General features: G+C 69.2%; 17 protein-coding genes. 3 read left to right on the top strand and 14 right to left on the bottom strand.

Features of this window, described 5'->3' with window-relative positions:
- Positions 1-2 precede the first annotated feature (2 nt).
- Both HWY37_RS34390 and HWY37_RS34385 read right to left on the bottom strand, forming a co-directional pair.
- Positions 3-968: a tripartite tricarboxylate transporter substrate binding protein gene (locus HWY37_RS34390; protein WP_175206702.1), complete on the bottom strand. Its 966-nt coding sequence runs from the start codon at positions 966-968 to the stop codon at positions 3-5.
- Between the two features lie 60 nt (positions 969-1,028).
- A complete protein-coding gene (locus tag HWY37_RS34385; protein WP_176090913.1) occupies positions 1,029-1,898 on the bottom strand; it encodes a fumarylacetoacetate hydrolase family protein in 870 nt (289 codons plus the stop codon).
- A 189-nt stretch (positions 1,899-2,087) separates the two neighbouring features.
- Between HWY37_RS34385 and HWY37_RS34380 the strand changes: the two genes are divergently transcribed.
- Positions 2,088-2,756: a FadR/GntR family transcriptional regulator gene (locus HWY37_RS34380; RefSeq protein WP_175206700.1), complete on the top strand. Its 669-nt coding sequence runs from the start codon at positions 2,088-2,090 to the stop codon at positions 2,754-2,756.
- A 96-nt stretch (positions 2,757-2,852) separates the two neighbouring features.
- On the opposite strand, the gene HWY37_RS34375 is transcribed toward HWY37_RS34380, so the two are convergent.
- From HWY37_RS34375 to HWY37_RS34355, 5 genes are all read right to left on the bottom strand, one after another.
- Positions 2,853-3,743: a GntR family transcriptional regulator gene (locus HWY37_RS34375; RefSeq protein WP_176090912.1), complete on the bottom strand. Its 891-nt coding sequence runs from the start codon at positions 3,741-3,743 to the stop codon at positions 2,853-2,855.
- Positions 3,744-3,748: 5 nt separating this feature from the next.
- The gene (gene pdxA / locus HWY37_RS34370) at positions 3,749-4,801 is read right to left on the bottom strand and encodes a 4-hydroxythreonine-4-phosphate dehydrogenase PdxA (RefSeq protein WP_176090911.1); all 1,053 of its coding nucleotides are present in this window, start codon (positions 4,799-4,801) and stop codon (positions 3,749-3,751) included.
- A complete protein-coding gene (gene dtnK, locus HWY37_RS34365; RefSeq protein WP_176090910.1) occupies positions 4,798-6,015 on the bottom strand; it encodes a D-threonate kinase in 1,218 nt (405 codons plus the stop codon). Before dtnK ends, pdxA begins: the two co-directional genes overlap by 4 nt.
- Positions 6,012-7,037, bottom strand: a complete 1,026-nt coding sequence (locus HWY37_RS34360) for a 2-keto-3-deoxygluconate permease (protein WP_175211390.1) — start codon at positions 7,035-7,037, stop codon at positions 6,012-6,014. Before HWY37_RS34360 ends, dtnK begins: the two co-directional genes overlap by 4 nt.
- Positions 7,038-7,185: 148 nt before the next feature.
- A complete protein-coding gene (locus HWY37_RS34355; RefSeq protein WP_175211392.1) occupies positions 7,186-7,722 on the bottom strand; it encodes a MarR family winged helix-turn-helix transcriptional regulator in 537 nt (178 codons plus the stop codon).
- A 166-nt stretch (positions 7,723-7,888) separates the two neighbouring features.
- On the opposite strand from HWY37_RS34355, the gene HWY37_RS34350 reads away from it, so the two are divergent.
- Together HWY37_RS34350 and HWY37_RS34345 are read left to right on the top strand one after the other, a co-directional pair.
- Complete coding sequence (locus tag HWY37_RS34350; protein WP_176090909.1) at positions 7,889-8,872, top strand: tripartite tricarboxylate transporter substrate-binding protein; 984 nt, start codon at positions 7,889-7,891, stop codon at positions 8,870-8,872.
- A 10-nt stretch (positions 8,873-8,882) separates the two neighbouring features.
- Positions 8,883-10,451 carry a sulfatase-like hydrolase/transferase gene (locus HWY37_RS34345; RefSeq protein ID WP_176090908.1) on the top strand — a complete coding sequence of 523 codons (1,569 nt, stop codon included), beginning with the start codon at positions 8,883-8,885 and terminating at the stop codon, positions 10,449-10,451.
- A 16-nt stretch (positions 10,452-10,467) separates the two neighbouring features.
- Here the strand turns inward: HWY37_RS34345 and HWY37_RS34340 are convergent, their stop codons facing one another.
- From HWY37_RS34340 to HWY37_RS34310, 7 genes are all read right to left on the bottom strand, one after another.
- Positions 10,468-12,168: an AMP-binding protein gene (locus tag HWY37_RS34340; RefSeq protein WP_176090907.1), complete on the bottom strand. Its 1,701-nt coding sequence runs from the start codon at positions 12,166-12,168 to the stop codon at positions 10,468-10,470.
- Between the two features lie 48 nt (positions 12,169-12,216).
- On the bottom strand, positions 12,217-12,807 hold the full coding sequence (locus HWY37_RS34335) for a chalcone isomerase family protein (protein ID WP_176090906.1): 591 nt from the start codon (positions 12,805-12,807) through the stop codon (positions 12,217-12,219).
- The gene (locus HWY37_RS34330; protein WP_175211402.1) at positions 12,771-13,316 is read right to left on the bottom strand and encodes a PaaI family thioesterase; all 546 of its coding nucleotides are present in this window, start codon (positions 13,314-13,316) and stop codon (positions 12,771-12,773) included. Before HWY37_RS34330 ends, HWY37_RS34335 begins: the two co-directional genes overlap by 37 nt.
- Before the next feature lie 17 nt (positions 13,317-13,333).
- Positions 13,334-14,533 (bottom strand): acetyl-CoA C-acyltransferase, encoded by a 1,200-nt coding sequence (locus HWY37_RS34325; RefSeq protein ID WP_176090905.1) that lies wholly within the window; start codon positions 14,531-14,533, stop codon positions 13,334-13,336.
- 1 nt (position 14,534) lies between these two features.
- On the bottom strand, positions 14,535-16,925 hold the full coding sequence (locus tag HWY37_RS34320; RefSeq protein WP_176090904.1) for a 3-hydroxyacyl-CoA dehydrogenase/enoyl-CoA hydratase family protein: 2,391 nt from the start codon (positions 16,923-16,925) through the stop codon (positions 14,535-14,537).
- Positions 16,926-16,980: 55 nt separating this feature from the next.
- A complete protein-coding gene (locus HWY37_RS34315) occupies positions 16,981-18,303 on the bottom strand; it encodes an OmpP1/FadL family transporter (RefSeq protein ID WP_175211407.1) in 1,323 nt (440 codons plus the stop codon).
- Between the two features lie 60 nt (positions 18,304-18,363).
- Positions 18,364-19,760 (bottom strand): 3-hydroxyacyl-CoA dehydrogenase family protein (locus tag HWY37_RS34310; RefSeq protein WP_176090903.1); only part of this gene is annotated, 1,397 nt, incomplete at its 5' end.

Genomic DNA, 19,760 nt, shown 5'->3' with positions numbered 1-19,760 from the left:
CGCTATTCGACCTTGCCGATCCGGTTGACCGCCGTTTCCAGCGAGGCCGTGTCCGTCTTCCAGTACGTGTCGAACGCCGGCGCGTCCAGGTACTGCACGGGGCTGCCGGTGCCGGCGATGCGCGCCTGGACCTCGGGATTGTTGGCCACGTCCTTGACGGCCTGGCGCAGCTTGTCGATGACGGCCGGCGGCGTGCCGGCCAGCGCGAATACGCCGGACCATTGCACGAAGCTGATGTCGTAGCCCTGCGACTTGAAGGACGGCACGTCGGGCAGGCTGTCGAGCTTGCCGTCGCCCCAATGCGCCAGCGCCCTGAGGCGGCCGCCCTGGATCAGCTGCATCACGCTGGACGGGCCGGTGGCCAGAGCATCCACCTGGCCGCCCACCAGCGCCTGCACCGCGGGACCGGCGCCGGTGAAGGGCACGTGCATCATCTTGATGCCGGCCGCGTTCTGCAGCATTTCCATCGGCACGTGCATGGTGCCGTAGATGCCGGAAGAACCGTAGCTGAACTTGCCGGGCTTGGCGGCGTCGATGAATTCGCGCAGCGTCTTGTAGGGCGCGTCCGCGCGCACCACCAGCACCGTGGGATCGGCGGTGATCCGCGCGATCGGCACGAACTGGTCCAGCTGATAGGCCGGCTTGCGCTCCAGCAGGCGGTCGGCCGCGGGCAGGATGGAAATCGACGACAGGCTCATCAGCAGCGTGTAGCCGTCGGGCTTGGCGCGGCCGGCCTGGCCGATGCCGATGGCGCCGCCCGCGCCGCCCTTGTTTTCGATGACGACGGCCTGGCCCAGCTTGTCGCCCATGGCCTGGGCCAGCGGCCGCGCGATGGTGTCGGCCACGCCGCCGGGCGGGAAGGGCACCACCATGGTCACGGGGCGTTCAGGGTAGCCGGCAGCCAGCGCGTTCGCGGCTCCCAGCCATAGCAAGGCGGCCGCGGCCGCCCGGTAGCAACGCAGATTCATGTCTCACTCCTTGTGCTTTTACCGCCGAGCCGCCCCGTGTTCAGTTCCGGGGCTCTGCGCTCAGATGAAGCGGTTTTCGATGTGACCGATGCCGTCGATTTCCACCCGCACCACGTCGCCGTGCTTGAGGAATTGCGGCGGGGTCAGGCCCTGGCCCACGCCGGCAGGCGTGCCGGTGGCGATGACGTCGCCGGGATACAGCGTGATGCCGCGCGAGCAGGTTTCGATCAGCGTCGGGATGTCGAAGATCAGGTCTTCGGTATTGCCGTCCTGGCGCAATTCGCCGTTGACCCAGCAGCGCACCCGGGTCTTCTGGCCGTCCAGTTCATCGGCCGTCACCAGCCACGGACCCATGGGGCAGAAGGTGTCGAAGGACTTGCCCAGGTCCCATTGCTGATGGCGCATCTGCACGTCGCGCGCGGTGACGTCGTTGACTACCGTGTAGCCGATCACGTGGCTCATGGCTTCGGCGCGCGAAATGTTGCGGCCGCCCTTGCCGATCACCACCGCCAGCTCGGCTTCGTAGTCGATCTTGTCCGAGACGCCCACGGGCAACTGCACGTCGGCCCAGGGACCCACCACCGTCTGCGGCACCTTGGTGAAGACGATGGGCCAGGATTCGGGGTTGGCGTCGTTGTCCTTGAAGACGGAGTCGCGCAATTCCTTGGCGTGGGCGTGGTAGTTGCGGCCCACGCAGAACAGGTTGCGCCGCTGCGCGGGCAGGGGCGCTTCGTGCTCGACCTGATCCCAGCGGTAGGACGAGCCGGTCTTGCCCGGCAGGGCGCGACCTTCGGCCAGCCATTCCACGGCGGTCAGCGCGCCGGCCGCCGCCAGTTCGCGGGGGAAGTCCAGTGCGGTCACGCTGCTGCCGTCGTCGGAAACCACGCCGATGCGGCGCTCGCCCTGGATGCGGAATACTGCAATCTTCATGCTTGCTCCCTGGGCGGATCGGACCGCCCTTGTTTAATACCAATAAATACCAATTGGTAGGATTTAACGAACCAATTTCGGGAGAGGATATACCAAAAGAACCACGTAACCCATCAGTTTTTCATAGGGTGTGGGTTTTTATTGGTATGGTTTGGTATCATTCGACCGCTAGAGACACAGGGAACGTCCATGGACAAAGCTTCCGCCATGCGCGCGGTCATCATCGAGAATCTGCAGTCGGGCGCCTGGCCCGCCGGTCACCGCCTGCCCACGGAACGCGCCTTGAGCGAGCAATTCGGCATCAGCCGCTCAACCGTGCGCCGCACCCTGGCGGAATTGAAGGACGAAGGCCTGATCTCGCAGCGCGTGGGCAGCGGCACCTATGCCAATCCGCCCTCGACCCTGGCGCAGGCGGAGGTGCTGTTGCGCACGGAAGTGCTGTCCACCAGCCCGGCCGAACTGATGGCCGCGCGCCTGGTGCTGGAGCCGGCCATCGCGGCGCTGGTGGTGCAGCACGGCACGCCGGCCGATTTCGCGGCCATGCAGGAGGCTTGCGCGCAGGCCGAAGCCGCGGACAGCTTCGAAGCGTTCGAGATCTGGGACGCCAGGCTGCATGAGCTGATGGCCACGGCCAGCCACAACCTGTTCATCGAAAAGGTGTTCGCGCTGATGACGGCGGCCCGCTCGCAAGCGACCTGGGGCGCGTTGAAGCGCAAAAGCCTGACGCCAGAGCGGCGCCAGGCCTATCAGGTGGAGCATCGCGAGATCGTCGATGCGCTGCATGACCGCGACGCCGAACGGGCCATGGAAGCCGTGCGGCGGCATCTGCTGCACGTCAGGGACAATTTGCTGGGCTAGGGGCCGGCGCCTCCGCGGGTTGCGGGGACCGCGGCGCGGCCGGAGCGATGGACGGGCAAGACCCGAGCGCAACGCCGGCGAGGGCGGGACGTGCCCTCAGGGCTGCGCGCGCAGCCGCGCCAGTTCCGCGGAAAGCTCGGCCACCAGGGCCTGGGCGCGCGCCAGTGGATCGTGGCCCTCGGGCGAGGGCTCCGCGGGCGTGTCGGGCGTCTGCAGCCGGGGCTGCACGCTTTCATGGCCCATGCTGACGTCCACGTCGAACACCAGTTGCTCTGCGCGGTGCCAGGTCGTGAACCATTCCAGCGGCCGGCCGTGCTGGTCCATGCCTTGGCCTTGCAGCATCAGCAACGGCGTGCCCGCTTGCGTGTCCAGCAGTCCGGCCAGCGTCTGGTCGGCGGCGACCGCGCGGATCTGGTTGCGTCCGGCGCCGGGACGCAGGCCGAAGCGCCGCGTCAGCACGCCATGCAGGGACGCGTCGGTCAGGTCGTCGGCGCGCAGGCCGGGCACGGCGCCGGCGGGCAGCCAGGTGCGCACATAGGCCAGCGGCGCGTCGGCCACGTGGCGCAGGCGTTCCAGCATCAGCAACTGGGTGGTGCCGAAGAAGGCCGCCACGTCGGCCGGCGGCTCGGCCCGGACGAAGGCCAGCACGCGGGTCTGCAAGGCCACGCCGGACTGGGCGAACTGTTCGTACAGGCCGGTGGAGCGCTGCACCAGCCGCCGGTGTTCCTGCGGCGCCGCCACGGTGGCGGGGCGTCCGGTTTCACGCTGGATCAGGCCCTCGGTGGCCAGGGCCGCGAGCGCCTGGCGCACCACGCTGCGCGCCACGCCGAAGCGTTCGCACAGCGCCGCCTCGCTGGGCAGCACGGCGCCGGCCGCGAGCTTGTTCGTGCGGATGTATCCGCGCAGCAGGGTCGCCACCTGGGCGTGCAGCGGGATATCGCCGGAGCGATCAAGAACGGGCAATGCGTCGTGCGTGGCGGGCGCCATGGGAATCAACCTCCGGTTTGTGCCCGCGCAGTTTCCCACACATGCGTCCAACCCGGGGCCAGATGCGCGGCGCGCTCGGCGGCCAGGATCAGGCTGTCCTCGCGGGCGATACCGCGGCCGGCGATGTCGAAGGCGGTGCCGTGGTCCACGGACACGCGCACGACCGGCAAGCCCACCGTGATGTTCACGCCGTCGTCGCCGTAGACCGCCTTGAAGGGCGCGTGGCCCTGGTCGTGGTAGCAGGCGATGACGAATTTCCACTTGCCGCGCACGGCCTGCGGGAACAGGGCATCGGCCGGTATCGGGCCGGCGGCCAGGATGCCGGCGGCATTGGCCTCGGCCACCGCGGGCGCCAGGATGTCGGCGTCTTCGGTGCCGAAGATGCCGTTTTCGCCGGCATGCGGGTTCAGGCCCGACACCGCCACGGGCTGGTCGCCGCGGCCCAGCGCCTTGGCGAACGAGCCGGCCAGGCGCAGCACCGCGCGCATGCGGGCCGGCGTCAGGTCTTCGATCGCCTGGCGCAGCGACACGTGGGTGGTGGCGTGGAAGATGTAGAGGTCGCCGGCCGACAGCACCAGCGAGAAGGTCTTGACGCCGAACTCGTGGGCCAGCAGTTCGGTGTGGCCGGGCCACTTGTGGCCGGCCGCGTGCATGGCGGCCTTGTTCAGCGGGGCGGTGACGATGCCGTCGACTTCGCCGGCGCGAGCCAGGGCGCAGGCCGTGGTGACGAAGCGCACCGAGCCGTCGCCGGCGTCCGCGCTGATCTCGCCCAGCTTGACGTGGGCCAGCGACGGGCCGGCCTGCAGCACTTCGATGGTGCCGGGCGTATTGGCACAGTCGCCCGCGCGGTCCAGCTTGCGCACGATGGCGGGGTCGCCGCCCAGGCTGCGCACGGCGTTGGCCATCACGTCGACGTCACCCACCACCAGCAGGCGAGCCTTCTGGCGCAGTTCGTCGTGGCCCATTAGCATTTTGGCCGTGATTTCCGGCCCGATGCCCGCCACGTCGCCCAGGGTTACGGCCAGCAGGGGCAGCTTGTCGGATTGGGGTTGTGTCATCGCTTGAATCTCCTGTCGCGGATCGCGCGGACCGCGCGAACCAGTACGTCTTCGGTGCCAAAGCCGCCGGCCTTGGTCACCACGGGCAGGCCGGCGGCCGTGCCTCCGGTCAGCGTGCCCAGGGGCACGCCGCCCATTACTTCATCCACCAGCGCGATGCCGCGCGCGCCCAGCGCCACCAGCACGCTGCGCGCGCCGTCGCCGCCCGTGGCGACCACGCCGGCGGCTTGGGCGCCGGCGATCAACTGCGCGGCCAGGCTGCCCAGGCGCGCGGCCACGGTTTCGGAATCCAGGCCGTCGAGCTGGCCTTCGGGCGCCAGCAGCAGCACCGTGCCGGCTTGCGCCGGGGCCTGGGCATGCGCCTGCAGCAGCGGCTGGCTCCAAGCCTGCCAGGCGGCGTCGTCGGCCAGCTGCGCCAGCGTGGGCGTCCAGGTCTCGGCGCCGGCGGCCTGCAGGGCGGCGGCTTGCGCCCGCGCCGCGCTGTGCTGCGATGTCACCACGACCACGACGGGCGCGGTCTGGTCGGCGCCAGCCCAGACCCGAGCCAGCGGCGCGGCCAGGCCGCCCGCGCCCACGGGCAGGGCGTGTTCGCCGAGCAGGCCGATGGCGCGCGCCAGGCGCTCCAGGTCGGCTTCGGTGGCGGCGTCGACCACCACGGTATGGCCGGCCTCGCGGATGCGCGCGGCCAGCGCCTGCGGCGTTTCGCCGTCCCGCGCCGCCACGTGGGCGCAGGCCAGCAGGGTGGGAATATGGCTTTCGGTCACGGGCGTGACCGGGTCGGTGGCCGCCGAGGTCTCGGTGACCGGCTTGCCGTTCACGTAGAGCACGCCTTGCTCGACGGTGCGGCCGGTGGCGGGGAAGGCCGGGCAGATCACCGCGATGGTGTCCGGGCCCCAGGCTTCGCGCGCGGCGTCGATCTCGGCCTTGAAGGCGCCGCGCAAGGTGGAATCCACCTTCTTGTACAGGCGCGACACGCCGGCCGCGCGCAGGCGCCGCACGTTCTGCCAGATCAGCTCGGCCGCGTCGGCGGCCGCCAGCGCGCGGCTGTTGGTCGTGACCGCCAGCACTTCCACGCCGGCGGCGCCCGGGCCCGACAGCGCCTCGTCAGCGCCGCCGATGGACAGATGGGTGTTCCAGCCGGCGCGCACGAACTGCACCGCCGTGTCGCCCGAACCGGTCAGGTCGTCGGCGACGATGGCGATGGCGGGATTCAAAGCGCCTCTCCGCGCGCTTCACGCAGGGCGGGCGCGACTGCGGGATCGGCGTCCTCGGACTTGAGTTCGCCGGCGCGCTTGAGGAAGTACGAGGCCAGCATCGGCGCCAGGATCGAGCTGATTAGCACGCAGGCCGCGACCTGCGCGGTGGCGGTCGAGACGTATTGCTGGAAGTTGGGATCGGCAGCCGCCACGACCGCGGGGGTGGCGATGGCGTTGCCAGCGGTGGTGCCGGCCGCGAAGCCCAGGCCGCTCTTGCCGCCGCGGCGCAGGATGTAGCGGTAGCCCAGGTACACCAGGCCGCCGGTGATGGGGCTGATGATCAGGCCCAGGATCAGGCCGCTGACGCCGCCGGAAACCACGGCGCCCAGGTTGATGCCGGTGCCCAGCGCGAAGGCGAAGAACGGGATGACGATGTTGGGCACGGGCTTGAGCACGTCGCGCCACTTGGGGTCCAGGTTGCCGACCACCACGCCTAGCAGGAACGGTACCAGCGCCGCCACCAGGGCGATCATGGGAATGTCGGCCAGGCCCGAGGCGCCCAGGAACAGCAGGCTGAAGAAGGGGCCGTCGTTGACCGCGCTGGCCACGTAGGCGCCGCGGTCGCGGGCATCGCCGTATTGGCCGGTATAGGCCAGCCACAGGCCGCCGTTGCTGTTGTCGAAGGCAGCCAGCATCGCCAGGATGGACACGCCCAGCACGCCATCCAGGCCGACGTAGCTGCCCAGGATGATGATGAGGGTGGCGGGCACCAGGGTCTTCATCAGCAGGATGGTGCCGGCGGTGGCCAGGATGGGGCCGCCGGTGCGCGTGTTGACCTGGGTGCCGGTGGCGAAGATCAACAGCGCGATCAGGGGCAGGGCGCTGTTCTTGAACAGGGCGGTGGTGAAGCCGCCGATCGCCAGGGCGTCGGGAGCGAAGGTGCCGATCAGGGAACCCAGGATCAGCGGCACCAGCATCAATCCACCGGGGATTTTCTGCATCGTGCCAAAAAAGGGCGAGCGGGAAGTTTCGGTCGACACTGTCGGAGTCTCCAGGACGGTTTTTCTGGTTGCAGACGTTCGTGTGCGCGTCTGTCAGACGGTTGAAAGGGGTTGAAAAACCGTAGTGTACACCTGTACGTACAGCATGTACGTACAGGTTGTCCCGACGGCGACCGGACCGGTCCGCTCAGGCGTAGCGGGAACGCCGGGTGCCGCCGTCGCGCCGGCTGGCCTTTTCCGAGACGATGTTGTCCTCGGCCATGCGGCGTCCGCGCTGCTCGATGCGGCCCAGGAAATCGCGCAGCAAGGCGACCTCGCTGTCGCTCAGGTCCTGCACCAACAGGTCGTTCAGGTGCGTGACCTCGGGCAGCAGGGCTTCATAGCGGGCGACGCCTTCGGCCGTTGCCTCGACGCGCACCACGCGGCGGTCGGCGCTGTCGTGCAGGCGGCGCAGCCAGCCCTTCTCGCACAGCGCGCCCAGGGTGCGCGAGGTGCGTGCCAGGTCGAGCTTGGCGACGGCCGCGAGTTCGGCCGAATTCATGATGCCGCCCTCGACCGCACAGGCCAGGACGCGCCATTCGCGGCGCGTGATGCCGAAACGACCCTCGCACAGGCGCAGGAACACCGGATTGGATTGCGACCAGGCCTGGTACAGGCGGTACATCAGCATGTCGGAAAGCTGGCGCGGGCCGGACGCGGCGGTGGTCGCGGGGATGGTCGGCATGGCGTCTCCTCCTGGCGGCGCTGCGGGGCGCCCTGCATATCTTTATGGGAAGTCCTGGATTAGATCAACAAATGTACGCGTTGCTAAATTCAATTTTCCTATTTCGGTATCGGCCATGCAGTGACAACGACAATCGACAGCGGGCCGCTGTCACCAGGAGAAAGCGATGCGTAGATGGATGACAGGCGCCGCGGTCGCGGCGATGCTGGCGGGGGCGGCTGCGCCGGCCGGCGCCCAGCAGACCCAGCAGGCTCCGCTGGAAGGGACGCTGACGGTGGTGGTGGGCTATCCGCCGGGCGGCAGCTCGGACCGCATCGCGCGGCTGGTGGCGGACCGGCTCAAGGACCGCGCCGGCGTGCCCGTGGTGGTCGAGAACAAGACCGGGGCCGGCGGCCGCATCGCCGCGCAGGCGCTGCATGCGGCCCCTGCCACCCAGAACGTGCTGATGCTGGCGAACCCGGCTGTGATGGTGGTGGCGCCGCTGGTCTACACCCAGCCCGGCTACGACGCGCAGCGCGACTTCAAGCCGGTGTCGCTGGTCAGCCGCTACAAGTTCGCGCTGGCCGTGGCGGCCAACTCCCGCATCCAGGACCTGGCCGGCCTGCGCCAGTGGCTGCGGGAAAATCCCAAGGAATTCGCCGTGGGCGTGCCGGCCACCGGCAGCCTGCCGCACTTCTTCGCCTTGATGCTGGGCCGCGAGCTGGGCCAGGAGCCGGAAATGGTGGGCTACCGCGGATCGGCGCCGCTGATTTCCGAATTGATCGGCGGCATCCTGCCGCAAGGCATAGACACGCTGGATACCTTGCTGCCGCAGCACCGCGCCGGCAAGATCCGCATCCTGGCCGTTTCCGGCGAGGCGCGCGATCCCGAACTCAAGGATGTGCCCACCTTCCGCGAAGGCGGGGTGAACCTGGCGGCGGACGGCTGGAACGCCTTCTTCGCGCCGGCGGCGATGTCGCAGGCCAAGGCCGAGCGGCTGGGCGCGGACATCGCGGCGATATTGCGCGAGCCGGCCATGCAGGAAGCCGTGCACGCCGCCTATCTGGAGCCCGTGTCCCTGGATGCGCCGGGCACGGCCGAGGCGTTGGCCGCGTACCGCAAGCAATGGGAACCCGTGGTGCGCGAATCCGGCTTCACGGCCACGCAATAGGAGGACAAGGATGAGCGATGTGCAGAATGTGTTGTTTATCATGGCCGACCAGCTGCGGGCGGACCACCTGAGCTGTTATGGCCATCCCTACCTGCAAACGCCCAGCCTGGATGCGCTGGCGGCGCGCGGCGCGCGCTTCGACAGGGCCTTCGTGAATTCGGGGGTCTGCGGGCCGTCGCGCATGAGCTACTACACCGGCCGCTATCCCTCGCGACACGGCGCCACCTGGAACCGCGTGCCGCTGTCGGTCAACGAGATCACGCTGGGCGAATATCTGGCGGGGCAGGGACGCGAGCTGGCGCTGGCCGGCAAGACCCACATCATTCCCGACAAGGCGGGCATGGAGCGGCTGGCGATCGACGGGGCGTCCGAGCTGGGCGTGCTGCTGAACCGCGGCGGCTTCACCGAACTGGACCGCTACGACGGCCACCATACACCGGGCAAGGAGAGCGGCTATCCGGCCTTTCTGCGCAGCCACGGCTACGACAGCGAAGACCCCTGGACCGACTACGTGATCGCGGCGGTGGACGCGGATGGCCAGGTCGTCAGCGGCTGGAACATGCGCAACGCGCATCTGCCGGCGCGCGTGGCCGAGCCGCATTCCGAGACCGCCTACATGACGGACCAGGCGCTGGATTTCATGAAGCGGCGCGGCAGCCAGCCCTGGGTGCTGCATCTGAGCTACGTGAAGCCGCACTGGCCCTACATGGCGCCGGATCCGTACCACAAGCTCTACACCCCCGACCAATGCCTGCCGGTGCGGCGCAACCGCGCGGAACTGGAGAACGCGCATCCGGTGGTCGCGGCCTACCGGCAGCAGGAAGAGAGCGTCAGCTTTTCCACCGACGAATGCGTGCGCGTGGTGCGCCCGGCCTACCAGGGCCTGATCCGGCAGCTGGACGATCACCTGGGCCGGCTGTTCGACTACATGGAAGGCGCGGGCCTGATGAAGAACACGCTGATCGTGTTCACGGCGGACCACGGCGACTTTCTTGGCGATCACTGGCTGGGCGAAAAGGAGCTGTTCTACGACACCGTGCAGCGCGTGCCCTTCATCGTCATGGACCCCTCGGCCGCGGCCGACGTCACCCGTGGCCGGGCTTTGGACGACATGGTGGAAAGCGTGGACCTGGCGCCCACGGTGCTGCGCGCGCTGGGCGCGTCGGGGCCGGGCCATCGCCTGGAGGGGCGCGAACTGCAGACGCTGCTGCACGGCCGCGACGCGGCCACGCCATGGCGCGACTGCGTCTACTCCGAGCTGGACTACAGCTTCCGCCAGGCGCGCGTGCTTTGCGGCAAGACGCCGCAGAACGCCCGCGCCTGGTCGGTGCGCACCGACCGCTGGCGCTACGTGTACTGGCTGGACGAGCGCGAACAGCTCTTCGACCTGCACGCCGACCCCGACGAATACCAGGACCTGGGCGCCAGCGCCACCCACGCCGAGACCCGGCTGGCCTTGCGGCAGCGCTTGCTTGAATGGATGCTGCGCGGCAAGCGCCGCACCACCATCAGCGACGAGGCCGTGGAAAAGGCGACCAACGCCCACAAGCGGGCAGGGGTGTTTTTCGGCCAGTGGTGAGTAGGGATGGGCCGGGTCAGGCCCGGTCCGCCTGTCGGGCCGGCGCTGCGCTTTCCTGTGCCGCTGGCTTGAGTTCGCGGCGCAGGATCTTGCCGACGTTGGTGCGCGGCAGGTCGTCGCGGAACTCGACGTAGCGCGGCACCTTGTAGCCCGTCAGCTGCTTGCGGCAATGCGCGATCAAGGTCGCGGCGTCCAGCGCGGGGTCCTTGCGGATCACGTACAGCTTGACGGCCTCGCCCGAGCGTTCGTCGGGCACGCCCACGGCGGCCACTTCGCGCACGCCGGGATGCAGGGCGGCCACGTCCTCGACCTCGTTCGGATAGACGTTGAAGCCGGACACCAGGATCATGTCCTTTTTGCGGTCGACCAGGAACACGTAGCCCTTCTCGTCCACGTAGCCGATGTCGCCGGTGCGCAGGAATCCGTCCGGGTACAGGACCAGCGCGGTTTCGTCGGGGCGCTGCCAGTAGCCCTGCGTGACCTGGGGGCCGCGCACGCAGATCTCGCCGCTTTCGCCTATTCCCAGCTCGCGGCCCGCATCGTCGCGGATGGAGATGTCGGTGGAGGGCACGGGCAGGCCGATGGAGCCGGTGAACTCCTTCACGTCCAGCGGGTTGATCGTGACCGCGGGCGAGGTCTCGGTCAGGCCGTAGGCTTGCGCCAGCGACCTGCCGGTGACGGCGCGCCAGCGGTCGGCCACCGAGCGCTGCACCGCCATGCCGCCGCCCATCGTGAGGCGCAGCCGCGAAAAATCCAGGCGCGCGAAGTCCGGGTTGTTGAGCAGGGCGTTGAACAGCGTGTTCACGCCCGTGAAGGCCGAGAACGGCACCTTGCGCATTTCCTTGACCAGTCCGGGGATGTCCCGCGGATTGATGATGAGCAGGTTGCTGGCGCCCATCTTCATGAAGGTCAGGCAGTTCGCCGTCAGCGCGAAGATGTGATACAGCGGCAAGGCCGTCACGATGCATTCCTCGCCCTCGGTTACCAGGGGCCGGACCCAGGCGTAGGCCTGGCTCAGGTTGGCCACCAGGTTGCCGTGGGTCAGCATGGCGGCCTTGGCCACGCCGGTGGTGCCGCCGGTGTACTGCAGGCAGGCCAGGTCGCTCTGGTCCAGCGCCACTTCGGTGAAGGGCGCGCCGCGCCCGATGCGCAGCGCATCGCCCAGGCGGACCGCGTCCGGCAAGGACCAGGCGGGCACCATGCGCTTGACGCGGCGGACCACGAAATCGACCAGGCGGCCCTTGAGCGGCCCCAGCAGTTCACCGATGGACGTCACCGCCACGCGTTCTATCGCGGTGCCGTCCAGGGCCTTCTGCACGGTGGCGGCGAAGTTGTCCGCGACCACGATGACCCGGGCGCCGGAGTCGGCCAGCTGGTGCTGCAGTTCATGCGGGGTATAGAGCGGATTGCAGTTGACCACCACGCAACCGGCGCGCAGGGCGCCGAACAGGCACACCGGGTATTGCAGCAGGTTGGGCATCATGAGCGCGACGCGGTCGCCGCGGCCCAGGCCGCTGGCGTGCAGCCAGGCGGCGAAGTCGCGCGTCAGGCGGTCGAGCTCGGCATAGCTGAGCGACTTGCCCATGCTGATGTACGAGGTCTTGCCGGCGTAGCGTTCGCAGCTTGCACGCACGACCGAAACCAGCGTGGTCGCACCGTCCATCTCGATCTCCGCGGGCACGCCCGCGGGATAGCTTTTCTGCCAGATTCGTTCCATTTACCGGATTTCCGTCTAGGGCCAGCGCGGCAGCGGGAGCCTTGCGCTCTAGCCGCCCAGCAGGGCTTTCTTCAGGGAGGTCTGCGCGGGGTTGTCGCCCAGCCAGACCCGCAGCAGGGCGCGGGCGAAAGCGGGATCGTCGATGCGGCCGCGCAGCTTGCCGTTGTCCGTGACCGAGACGCCGCGGGCGTCGAAGCCCAGGTCGACCACGTCGCCCTCGCGCGCGGAGCCGATTTCCGCCATCAGGGCGGACAGGCGGTCGGCCGGCGCCTTGAGCGCGGCAAGCTCCTGTGCGGGCGTATTGTCGCGCAATCCTTCCTGCAGGGCGCCATCCAGGCTCTTGCTGTCCACGTCGCGCAGCAGTTGCAGGCGCATGCGGCGCGGTTCCGCGCTGTTGACCAGGGCGGCGGCGTCGCCGCTTTTCGCGGTGGCGTACAGCGCCGCCACGTAGACCTTGACGACGAACTTGGTGCGCACGCCGGCGCCGTTCAGCACCAGCGCGCGGCCGCCTTCCGTCAGGCTGTCCGGCACGCGCACGCCGCCCACTTCCAGGTCGGAGGCCAGCGCGGGGGCGCCCGCCAGGCTGGCGGCAAGCATGAGGCTCAGGACGGCGGTCCGTCCTCCGGGGATACGACGCATGATGCTCCTCCAGTGTTCTTCTGCTTGTAGAACTTCTTGTCTGCGATGTAGATCGTGCGTTCCACGACGGCGTACACGACGCCTTCGCGGTCCTTCAGTTCCACCGTGTAGGTGCGGGTGGTTTCATGGTCGCGCGCCAACAGCCTGCGGATCTCCGCGATCTCGCCGGCAGGCAGACGGAAGTCGACGTACAGCGTGACGTAGGCCGGCTTGCGGTAGCGGATGGTCGCCGCCTTGTCCCACACGATGTGGTCCGCGCCCAGCGCGGACATCAGCATCGTGGGGTGGGCGCCGTCGGTCACCGCGAACAGCGAGCCGCCGTACATCGAACCGACGATATTGCGGGTGCGCCGCAGCAGCGGCAGCTTGATGCGGATGTGATGGAAGTCCGCGGACACGTGCACCACTTTCCCGCCCGTGGCGCGGAACGCCGGATGCAGGTTGAAGCCCACCCGCATCAGGCGCGCCCGCCATTGCGGCGACAGGTTCTTGAACCAATAGGGCTTCATGCTCCGCGCCGCTCCGACTACAGGGCCTCGAACAGGCCGGCCGCGCCCATGCCGGTGCCGATGCACATGGTCACCAGCCCGTATTTGCCGCCGGTGCGGCGCAGGCCGTGGGTGAGGGTGGCGGTGCGGATCGCGCCCGTGGCGCCCAACGGGTGGCCCAGCGCGATCGCGCCGCCCAGCGGATTCACCTTGGACGGATCCAGCTTCAGCTCGCGGATCACCGCCAGCGATTGGGCGGCGAAGGCCTCGTTCAGCTCGATCCAGTCCAGCGCGTCCTGGCCGATGCCGGCGCGTTGCAGCACCTTGGGGATCGCCGCGACGGGGCCGATGCCCATGACCTCGGGCGGCACGCCGGCCACCGCGAAACTGACGAAGCGCGCCAGCGGGCTCAGGTTGAACTCGCGCAGGATGCGGTCGGACACCAGGATCACGGCGGCGGCGCCGTCGGACATCTGCGAGCTGTTGCCGGCGGTGACACTGCCGCGCGCGGCGAACACGGGCTTCAACCGGGCCAGCGCCTCGGGGCTGCTGTCCGGGCGCGGGCCCTCGTCCACTTCGACCAGGCGGCGCGTGACGCGCACCGTGCCGCTGGCGTCGCCGGGTTGGCGCGACACCGTTTCATAGGGCGTGATCTCGGCGCGGAAGTGGCCGGCGGCGATGGCCGCGCAGGCCTTCTGGTGCGAGGCCAGGGCGAAGGCGTCCTGGTCCTCGCGCGAGACCTTCCAGCGTTCAGCGACCTTTTCGCCGGTCAGGCCCATGCCGAAGGCCATGCCGATGTTTTCCTGGTGCTCGAAGATGGCGGGGTTCATCGAGACCTTGTTGCCCATGATCTGCGGCATGGCGCTCATGGACTCGGTGCCCGCGCCGATCATGATGTCGGCCTCGCCTATGCGGATGCGGGCGGCGGCGTCCGCCACCGCCTGCAGCCCGGAGGCGCAGAAGCGGTTCACGGTGACTCCGGCCACGCTTTGCGGCAGGCCGGCAAGCAACAGGCCGATGCGGGCCACGTTCATGCCCTGTTCGGCTTCCGGCATGGCGCAGCCGGCGATGACGTCGTCGATGCGGGCGTGGTCAAGGCCCGGCACTTGCGCCAGCGCGCCGTTGAGCGCGGCGGCCAGCATGTCGTCGGGCCGGGTGGTGATGTAGGCGCCGTTGCGCTTGCCCACCGGCAGGCGCGTGGCGGCGACGATGTAGGCGTCTTGAATCTGCTTGCTCATGTCAGTTCCTCAGGGGCTTGCCGGTGTCCAAGGTGTGGCGGATGCGGGCCTGGGTTTCGGGCGTGCGCAGCAGCGCCACGAATTCCTTGCGCTCCACGGCCAGCAGCCACTCTTCGTCCACCCTGGCGCCGGTTTCGACCTCGCCGCCGCACAGGGCGACGGCGGCGCTGCGGGCCACGCGGTAATCGTGGGCGCTGATCAAGCCGCCTTCGCGCATGTTGACCAGCACCATCTCGAAGTTCGCAATGCCGTTGCGGCCCGCGACGGGAATGTCGCGCAGGCGGGGCGGCGGCGTGTAGCCGGCGTCGGCCGCGGCGCGGGCCTGGCCGATGGCCACATACAGCAGCTCGTCGGGATGGAACACCACGATGTCGCGGTCGCGGGCGAAGCCCGTGGCGATGGCTTCCAGCGCGCTCTTGGCGACCTGGGCCGTGGCGATGGTCTGGAACACCGGCTGCAGGTAGGGGAAGACTTCGCCCGGGGTGGCGGTCCGGGCCGCCAGCGCGGCGGCGCGGCCGGCGAATTCCTTGCTGCCGCCGCCGGCCGGAATCAGGCCCACGCCGGCTTCAACCAGCCCGATGTAGCTTTCCAGCGCCAGCACGCGGTGCGAGGCATGCATCAGGAATTCGCAGCCGCCGCCCAGCGCCATGCCCTGCACGGCCGCCACGGTGGGGATCTGCGCGTACTTGAAGGCCTGCGACGCGCGCTGGAATTTCTCGACCGTGGCTTCCAGCATGTCCCACTGGCCCGCGGCGCAGGCTTCCACGACCTGCTGCAGGTTGGCGCCCACGGCGAAGGGCGCGTCGTGCCAGATGACCAGTCCGTCGTATTCCTGTTCCGCCTTGGCCACTGCCTGCAGGACGCCTTCGAGCACTTCGGCGCCCAGGGTGTGGTTCTTGGACGTGACAGACAGAATGGCGATGCCGGCGTCGGCCTGCGGCAGGTGCCACAGGCGCACGCCTTCGTTTTCCCAGAGCGTGACGCCGCGCTCGTTCGAGCCTTCGCCGTACACGCGTTCCGGGAACAGCTGGCGGCGGTACACCGGCAGCGCCGAGCGCGGGCGCAGCTGGCCGGTGCGGGCTGAGTACGAGCCCTCGGGCGTGTGCACGCCCTGGCGGCCGGGCTCCAGCGCCCAGGCGGGCAGGGGGGCGTCGCTCATGGCGCGGCCGGCGGCGATGTCCTCGGCCACGGCGGCGGCGATGGCTTGCCAGCCCGCGGCCTGCCAGGTTTCGAACGGGCCTTGCGACCAGCCGAAGCCCCAGCGCATGGCCAGGTCCAGGTCGCGCGCATTGTCGGCCACGTGTTCAAGCTGCACGGCGCTGTAGTGGAAGATGTCGCGGAACAGGCTCCACAGGAACTGGGCCTGCGGATGGCTGCTGGCGCGCAGCGCGGCGAAGCGCTTGCCCGGGTCGCGTTCCTTGAGCAGGGCGGCGACTTCGTCGGCCAGCTTGCCCGTGCCGGGCGCGTAGTCCTGCGCCTTCAGGTCCAGGACCTGGATCTCCTTGCCTTGCTTGCGGTAGACGCCGGCGCCGCTCTTCTGGCCCAGCGCGCCCTTGGCGATCAGGGCAGACAGCCAGGCGGGCAGCTTGAAGTACCGGTGCCAGGGATCGTCCGGCAGGTTCTTTTCCATGGTGCCGACCACATGGGCCAGCGTGTCCAGGCCGACCACGTCGGCGGTGCGGTAGGTGGCGCTCTTGGGGCGGCCGATCCTGGGGCCGGTCAGCGCGTCGACTTCGTCGAAGGCCAGGCCCAGGCGGGCGGTATGGTGCATGGCCGCCAGGATTGAGAACACGCCGATGCGGTTGGCGACGAAGTTGGGCGTGTCCAGCGCGCGGATAACGCCCTTGCCCAGGGTCGAGGTCAGCCAGGTCTCAAGCTGGTCCAGCACGGCAGGCTGGGTGTGCGAGGTCGCGATGATTTCCACCAGCCGCATGTAGCGCGGCGGGTTGAAGAAGTGGATGCCGCAGAAGCGGTCGCGCAGGCCCGCGGGCAGCGCGTTGGCCAGCGCGTCGATCGACAGGCCGGAGGTATTTGAGGCGATGATGGCGCCGGGGGCCACGTGCGGCGCGATGCGCTCGTACAGCGCGGTCTTCCAGTCCATGCGTTCGGCGATGGCCTCGATGACCAGGTCGCAGCCGCGCAGGCGTTCCAGGTCGTCGTCGTAGTTGGCGGGCGTGATGAACGCCAGGCGCGCCGCGCCGGCCAGCGGCGCCGGCTCCAGCTTCTTCAGGCCGGCCAGGGCCTTCTTGACCGTGCCGTTGCGGTCGCCTTCGGGGGCTGCCAGGTCGAACAGCGTGACGGGCACGCCGGCATTGGCCAGGTGGGCGGCGATCTGCGCGCCCATGACGCCGGCCCCCAGGACGGCGACGTGTTTGACGACGAACTTGCTCAAGGCAGTCTCCAGAAAAAAAGCGGAAGGCGGGCGGGCCCGCCGTCCGGGGCTGGGGTTAGAAGCGGGACGACAGCTGCACGCCCAGGATATGGCCGTTGCTGTCGTAGGTGCCCGCCACGCGGCCCTTGGTCAGCTGGTTGCCGGACGTCGTGTCGATGTCCGTCTTGCGCAGGTACAGATAGGTATAGCCCACGTCGAGCGTGGTGTTCTTGGTGGCTTGCCATTGCACGCCGGTGGACAGCCAGTAGCGGTCGTTGTCGGGCAGCGAGGTCGGGCGGTCGGACGCCTTGTAGACCGGCGACTGGTCGAAGGCGATGCCGAACTTCCACTTCCAGTCGGGCGCGAACTTGTAGTTGGCGCCCAGGGCCACGCGCCAGCTGTCGCGGAAGTTCAGCGGCAGGTCGTCGTCGCGCGCGCCCGGACCGGAGTTGCGGATCTTCAGGTCGGGGATGCTGCTCCAGCCGGTCCACGAGATGTCGCCCAGCAGTTCCCAGCGCTCGTTCAGCTGATGCGCGGCGCTCAGGATCAGGGTGTCGGGCAGCGCCACGGACGCTTTGGCGTCGAACGAAACCGAGTTGCGGTTGGGATAGATGCTGGTGATGTCGGTGTCGCCCTTGGCGGTGTGACGGATCTTCGAACGGTACGACAGGCCGATGCGGGTGTCTTCCGTGGGTTGCAGCATGAAGCCCACGTTCCAGCCCCAGGCGTCGCCCTTCAGATTCAGGTCGGCGTCGCCGGTGGTGCCCAGCGGCATGCCGGGCACCGGCAGCACGGCCTTCTTCTTGTAGTTGGCGTCGATGTGCTGCCAGTTCACGCCGAAGCCCATGGAGAACTTCTCGTTGACCTTGTAGGCGATCGACGGGTTGACGTTGATCGTCTTGATCTCGAACTTGTTGGAGTGGTACTGGCCCACCCAGCCGTCGTCGTACTCGGTCATCAGGCCGAAGGGAGCGCCCACGCCCAGGCCGATGAACCACTGCTCGTTCAACTGCCAGGAGGCGTACATGTTGGGCACCACGCCCAGGTTGCCGGCGTCGCCGCCGTTGCCGCCGGTGGGGCGCGAGCCGCCCAGGCCGGTACCCGGCAGGCCGGGAATGCTGGGATTGCGGCTGTCGCCGTTGTCGGAAAACTTGAAGGACGGCTTGATCAGGTTGACGCCGCCGGATATGTTGAAGCCCGGCAGATAGGTCATGCCTGCGGGGTTGTAGTAGATGATGCTGGCGTTCTCCGGATTCGCCGCCGAGCCCGCATACGCGTTGCCCAGGCCGCTGGCGTTCTGCTCCAGGAGCTGAAAGCCGGCCGCGTGTGCCGTGGTGGTTGCGCCCAGGCCGACCACGATGGCCGACAGGGTGCTCAGGGACAATGAACGTCTGCTCATGGTACTGCCTCCTCGATTGGATGGATGTCTCTATGGCACTGCCGGTCTGGTGGTCCCGGTCTATTCGGCGTTAGCCGGTCTGGTACTGCGCACCTCGTTGCTGCTCTGGTAATGCAAGGGCCCGCCCGTGAATGGCGCGAACCCTGTTCCGAAAATCACGCCCGCGTCGGCCAGGTCGGCGTCGGCGACGATGCCGGCGTCCACGCGCTGGCGCGTGGCGTCTATCAGCGGCTGGATCAGGCGCTGCGCCAGTCCGGCGGGCGCGCCGGCCGCGCTGCCCTTTACCGGCTTGCCGTCGCGCCAGGCGTAGAAGCCCTTGCCGCTCTTCTTGCCGAGATCGCCGCGCGCCAGCCGTTCGGCCAGGCAGCGCGGCGGCTCGGCGCCGCCCGCGAGCTCTTCGCCTGCGGCACGGGCAATGTCCAGGCCCACGGTGTCGGCCAGTTCCAGCGGTCCCATCGGCATGCCGAAGGCGACCATGGCCGCGTCCACCGCTTCCGGCGCCAGGCCTTCGTCCACGCTGCGCATGGCCTGCAGCATGTAGGGCGCCAGCACGGCGTTGACCAGGAAGCCGGGGGCGCTCCTGACCGGCAGCGCCAGCTTGTCGATCTGGCCGACGAAGGCGCAGGCGCGGGCCTGCGCGGCATCCGAGCCGCCCTCGGCGTGCACCACCTCGACCAGCGGCATCTTGGCCACGGGATTGAAGAAGTGGATGCCCACCAGCCGCTCCGGGCGCGCCAGGCCGGCGCGCAAGGTTTCCAGTGGCAGGCTGGAGGTATTGGTGGCGAGCAGGGCGTCGGCCTTCATGCGCGGCTCCAGCGTGGCGTAGAGCGCGCGCTTGGCGTCGGGCTGTTCGCTGATGGCTTCGATGACGATGTCGGCCCGCGGCACGCCGCCTCCGGCAGGGTCGGGAATCAGGCGGTCGGACGCGGCCCGCGCCAGGCGCGGGTCCTTGAGGCGGCGCGCGTACAGATCGGAAGCGCGCTTGATCGCGGGCGCGATGCGCGCCATGTCCTGGTCCTGTAGCGTGACCGTCATGCCCTTGAGCGCGCACCAGGCCGCGATGTCGCCGCCCATGACGCCGGCGCCCACCACATGCACGTGGCGCGCGGGCGCGATGCCGGCCTGCTTGCCGTTGGCCTTCAGGCGTTCCTGCAGGCGGAAGACGCGCAGCAGGTTGCGGGCCGTGTCCGAGGAAATGATGCGTTCGATCAGCGCTGGCGCCTGCAAGGCGTTGCCGCCGTGCTTTTCCCAGATATCGACGATGGCGGGCGCGGCCGGGTAATGGCCCTGCGGATCCTTGGCGGCGATCTGCTTGCGGGCGCGGCCGGCGACGATGGCCTTGAGCGGCCAGCGGTTGGCCCAGGCGCCAAAGCCGCGCGCGCGCCGCGGAGGCTTGCGCGACAGCACGGTCTGGCGCGCGGCGGCCAGCAGCAGGCGGGGCGGCACGCGCGCATCGG

The organism is Achromobacter anxifer, from assembly GCF_903652925.1.
Lineage (GTDB): Bacteria > Pseudomonadota > Gammaproteobacteria > Burkholderiales > Burkholderiaceae_B > Achromobacter > Achromobacter anxifer.
This window is presented reverse-complemented; position numbering and strand designations above follow the sequence as displayed.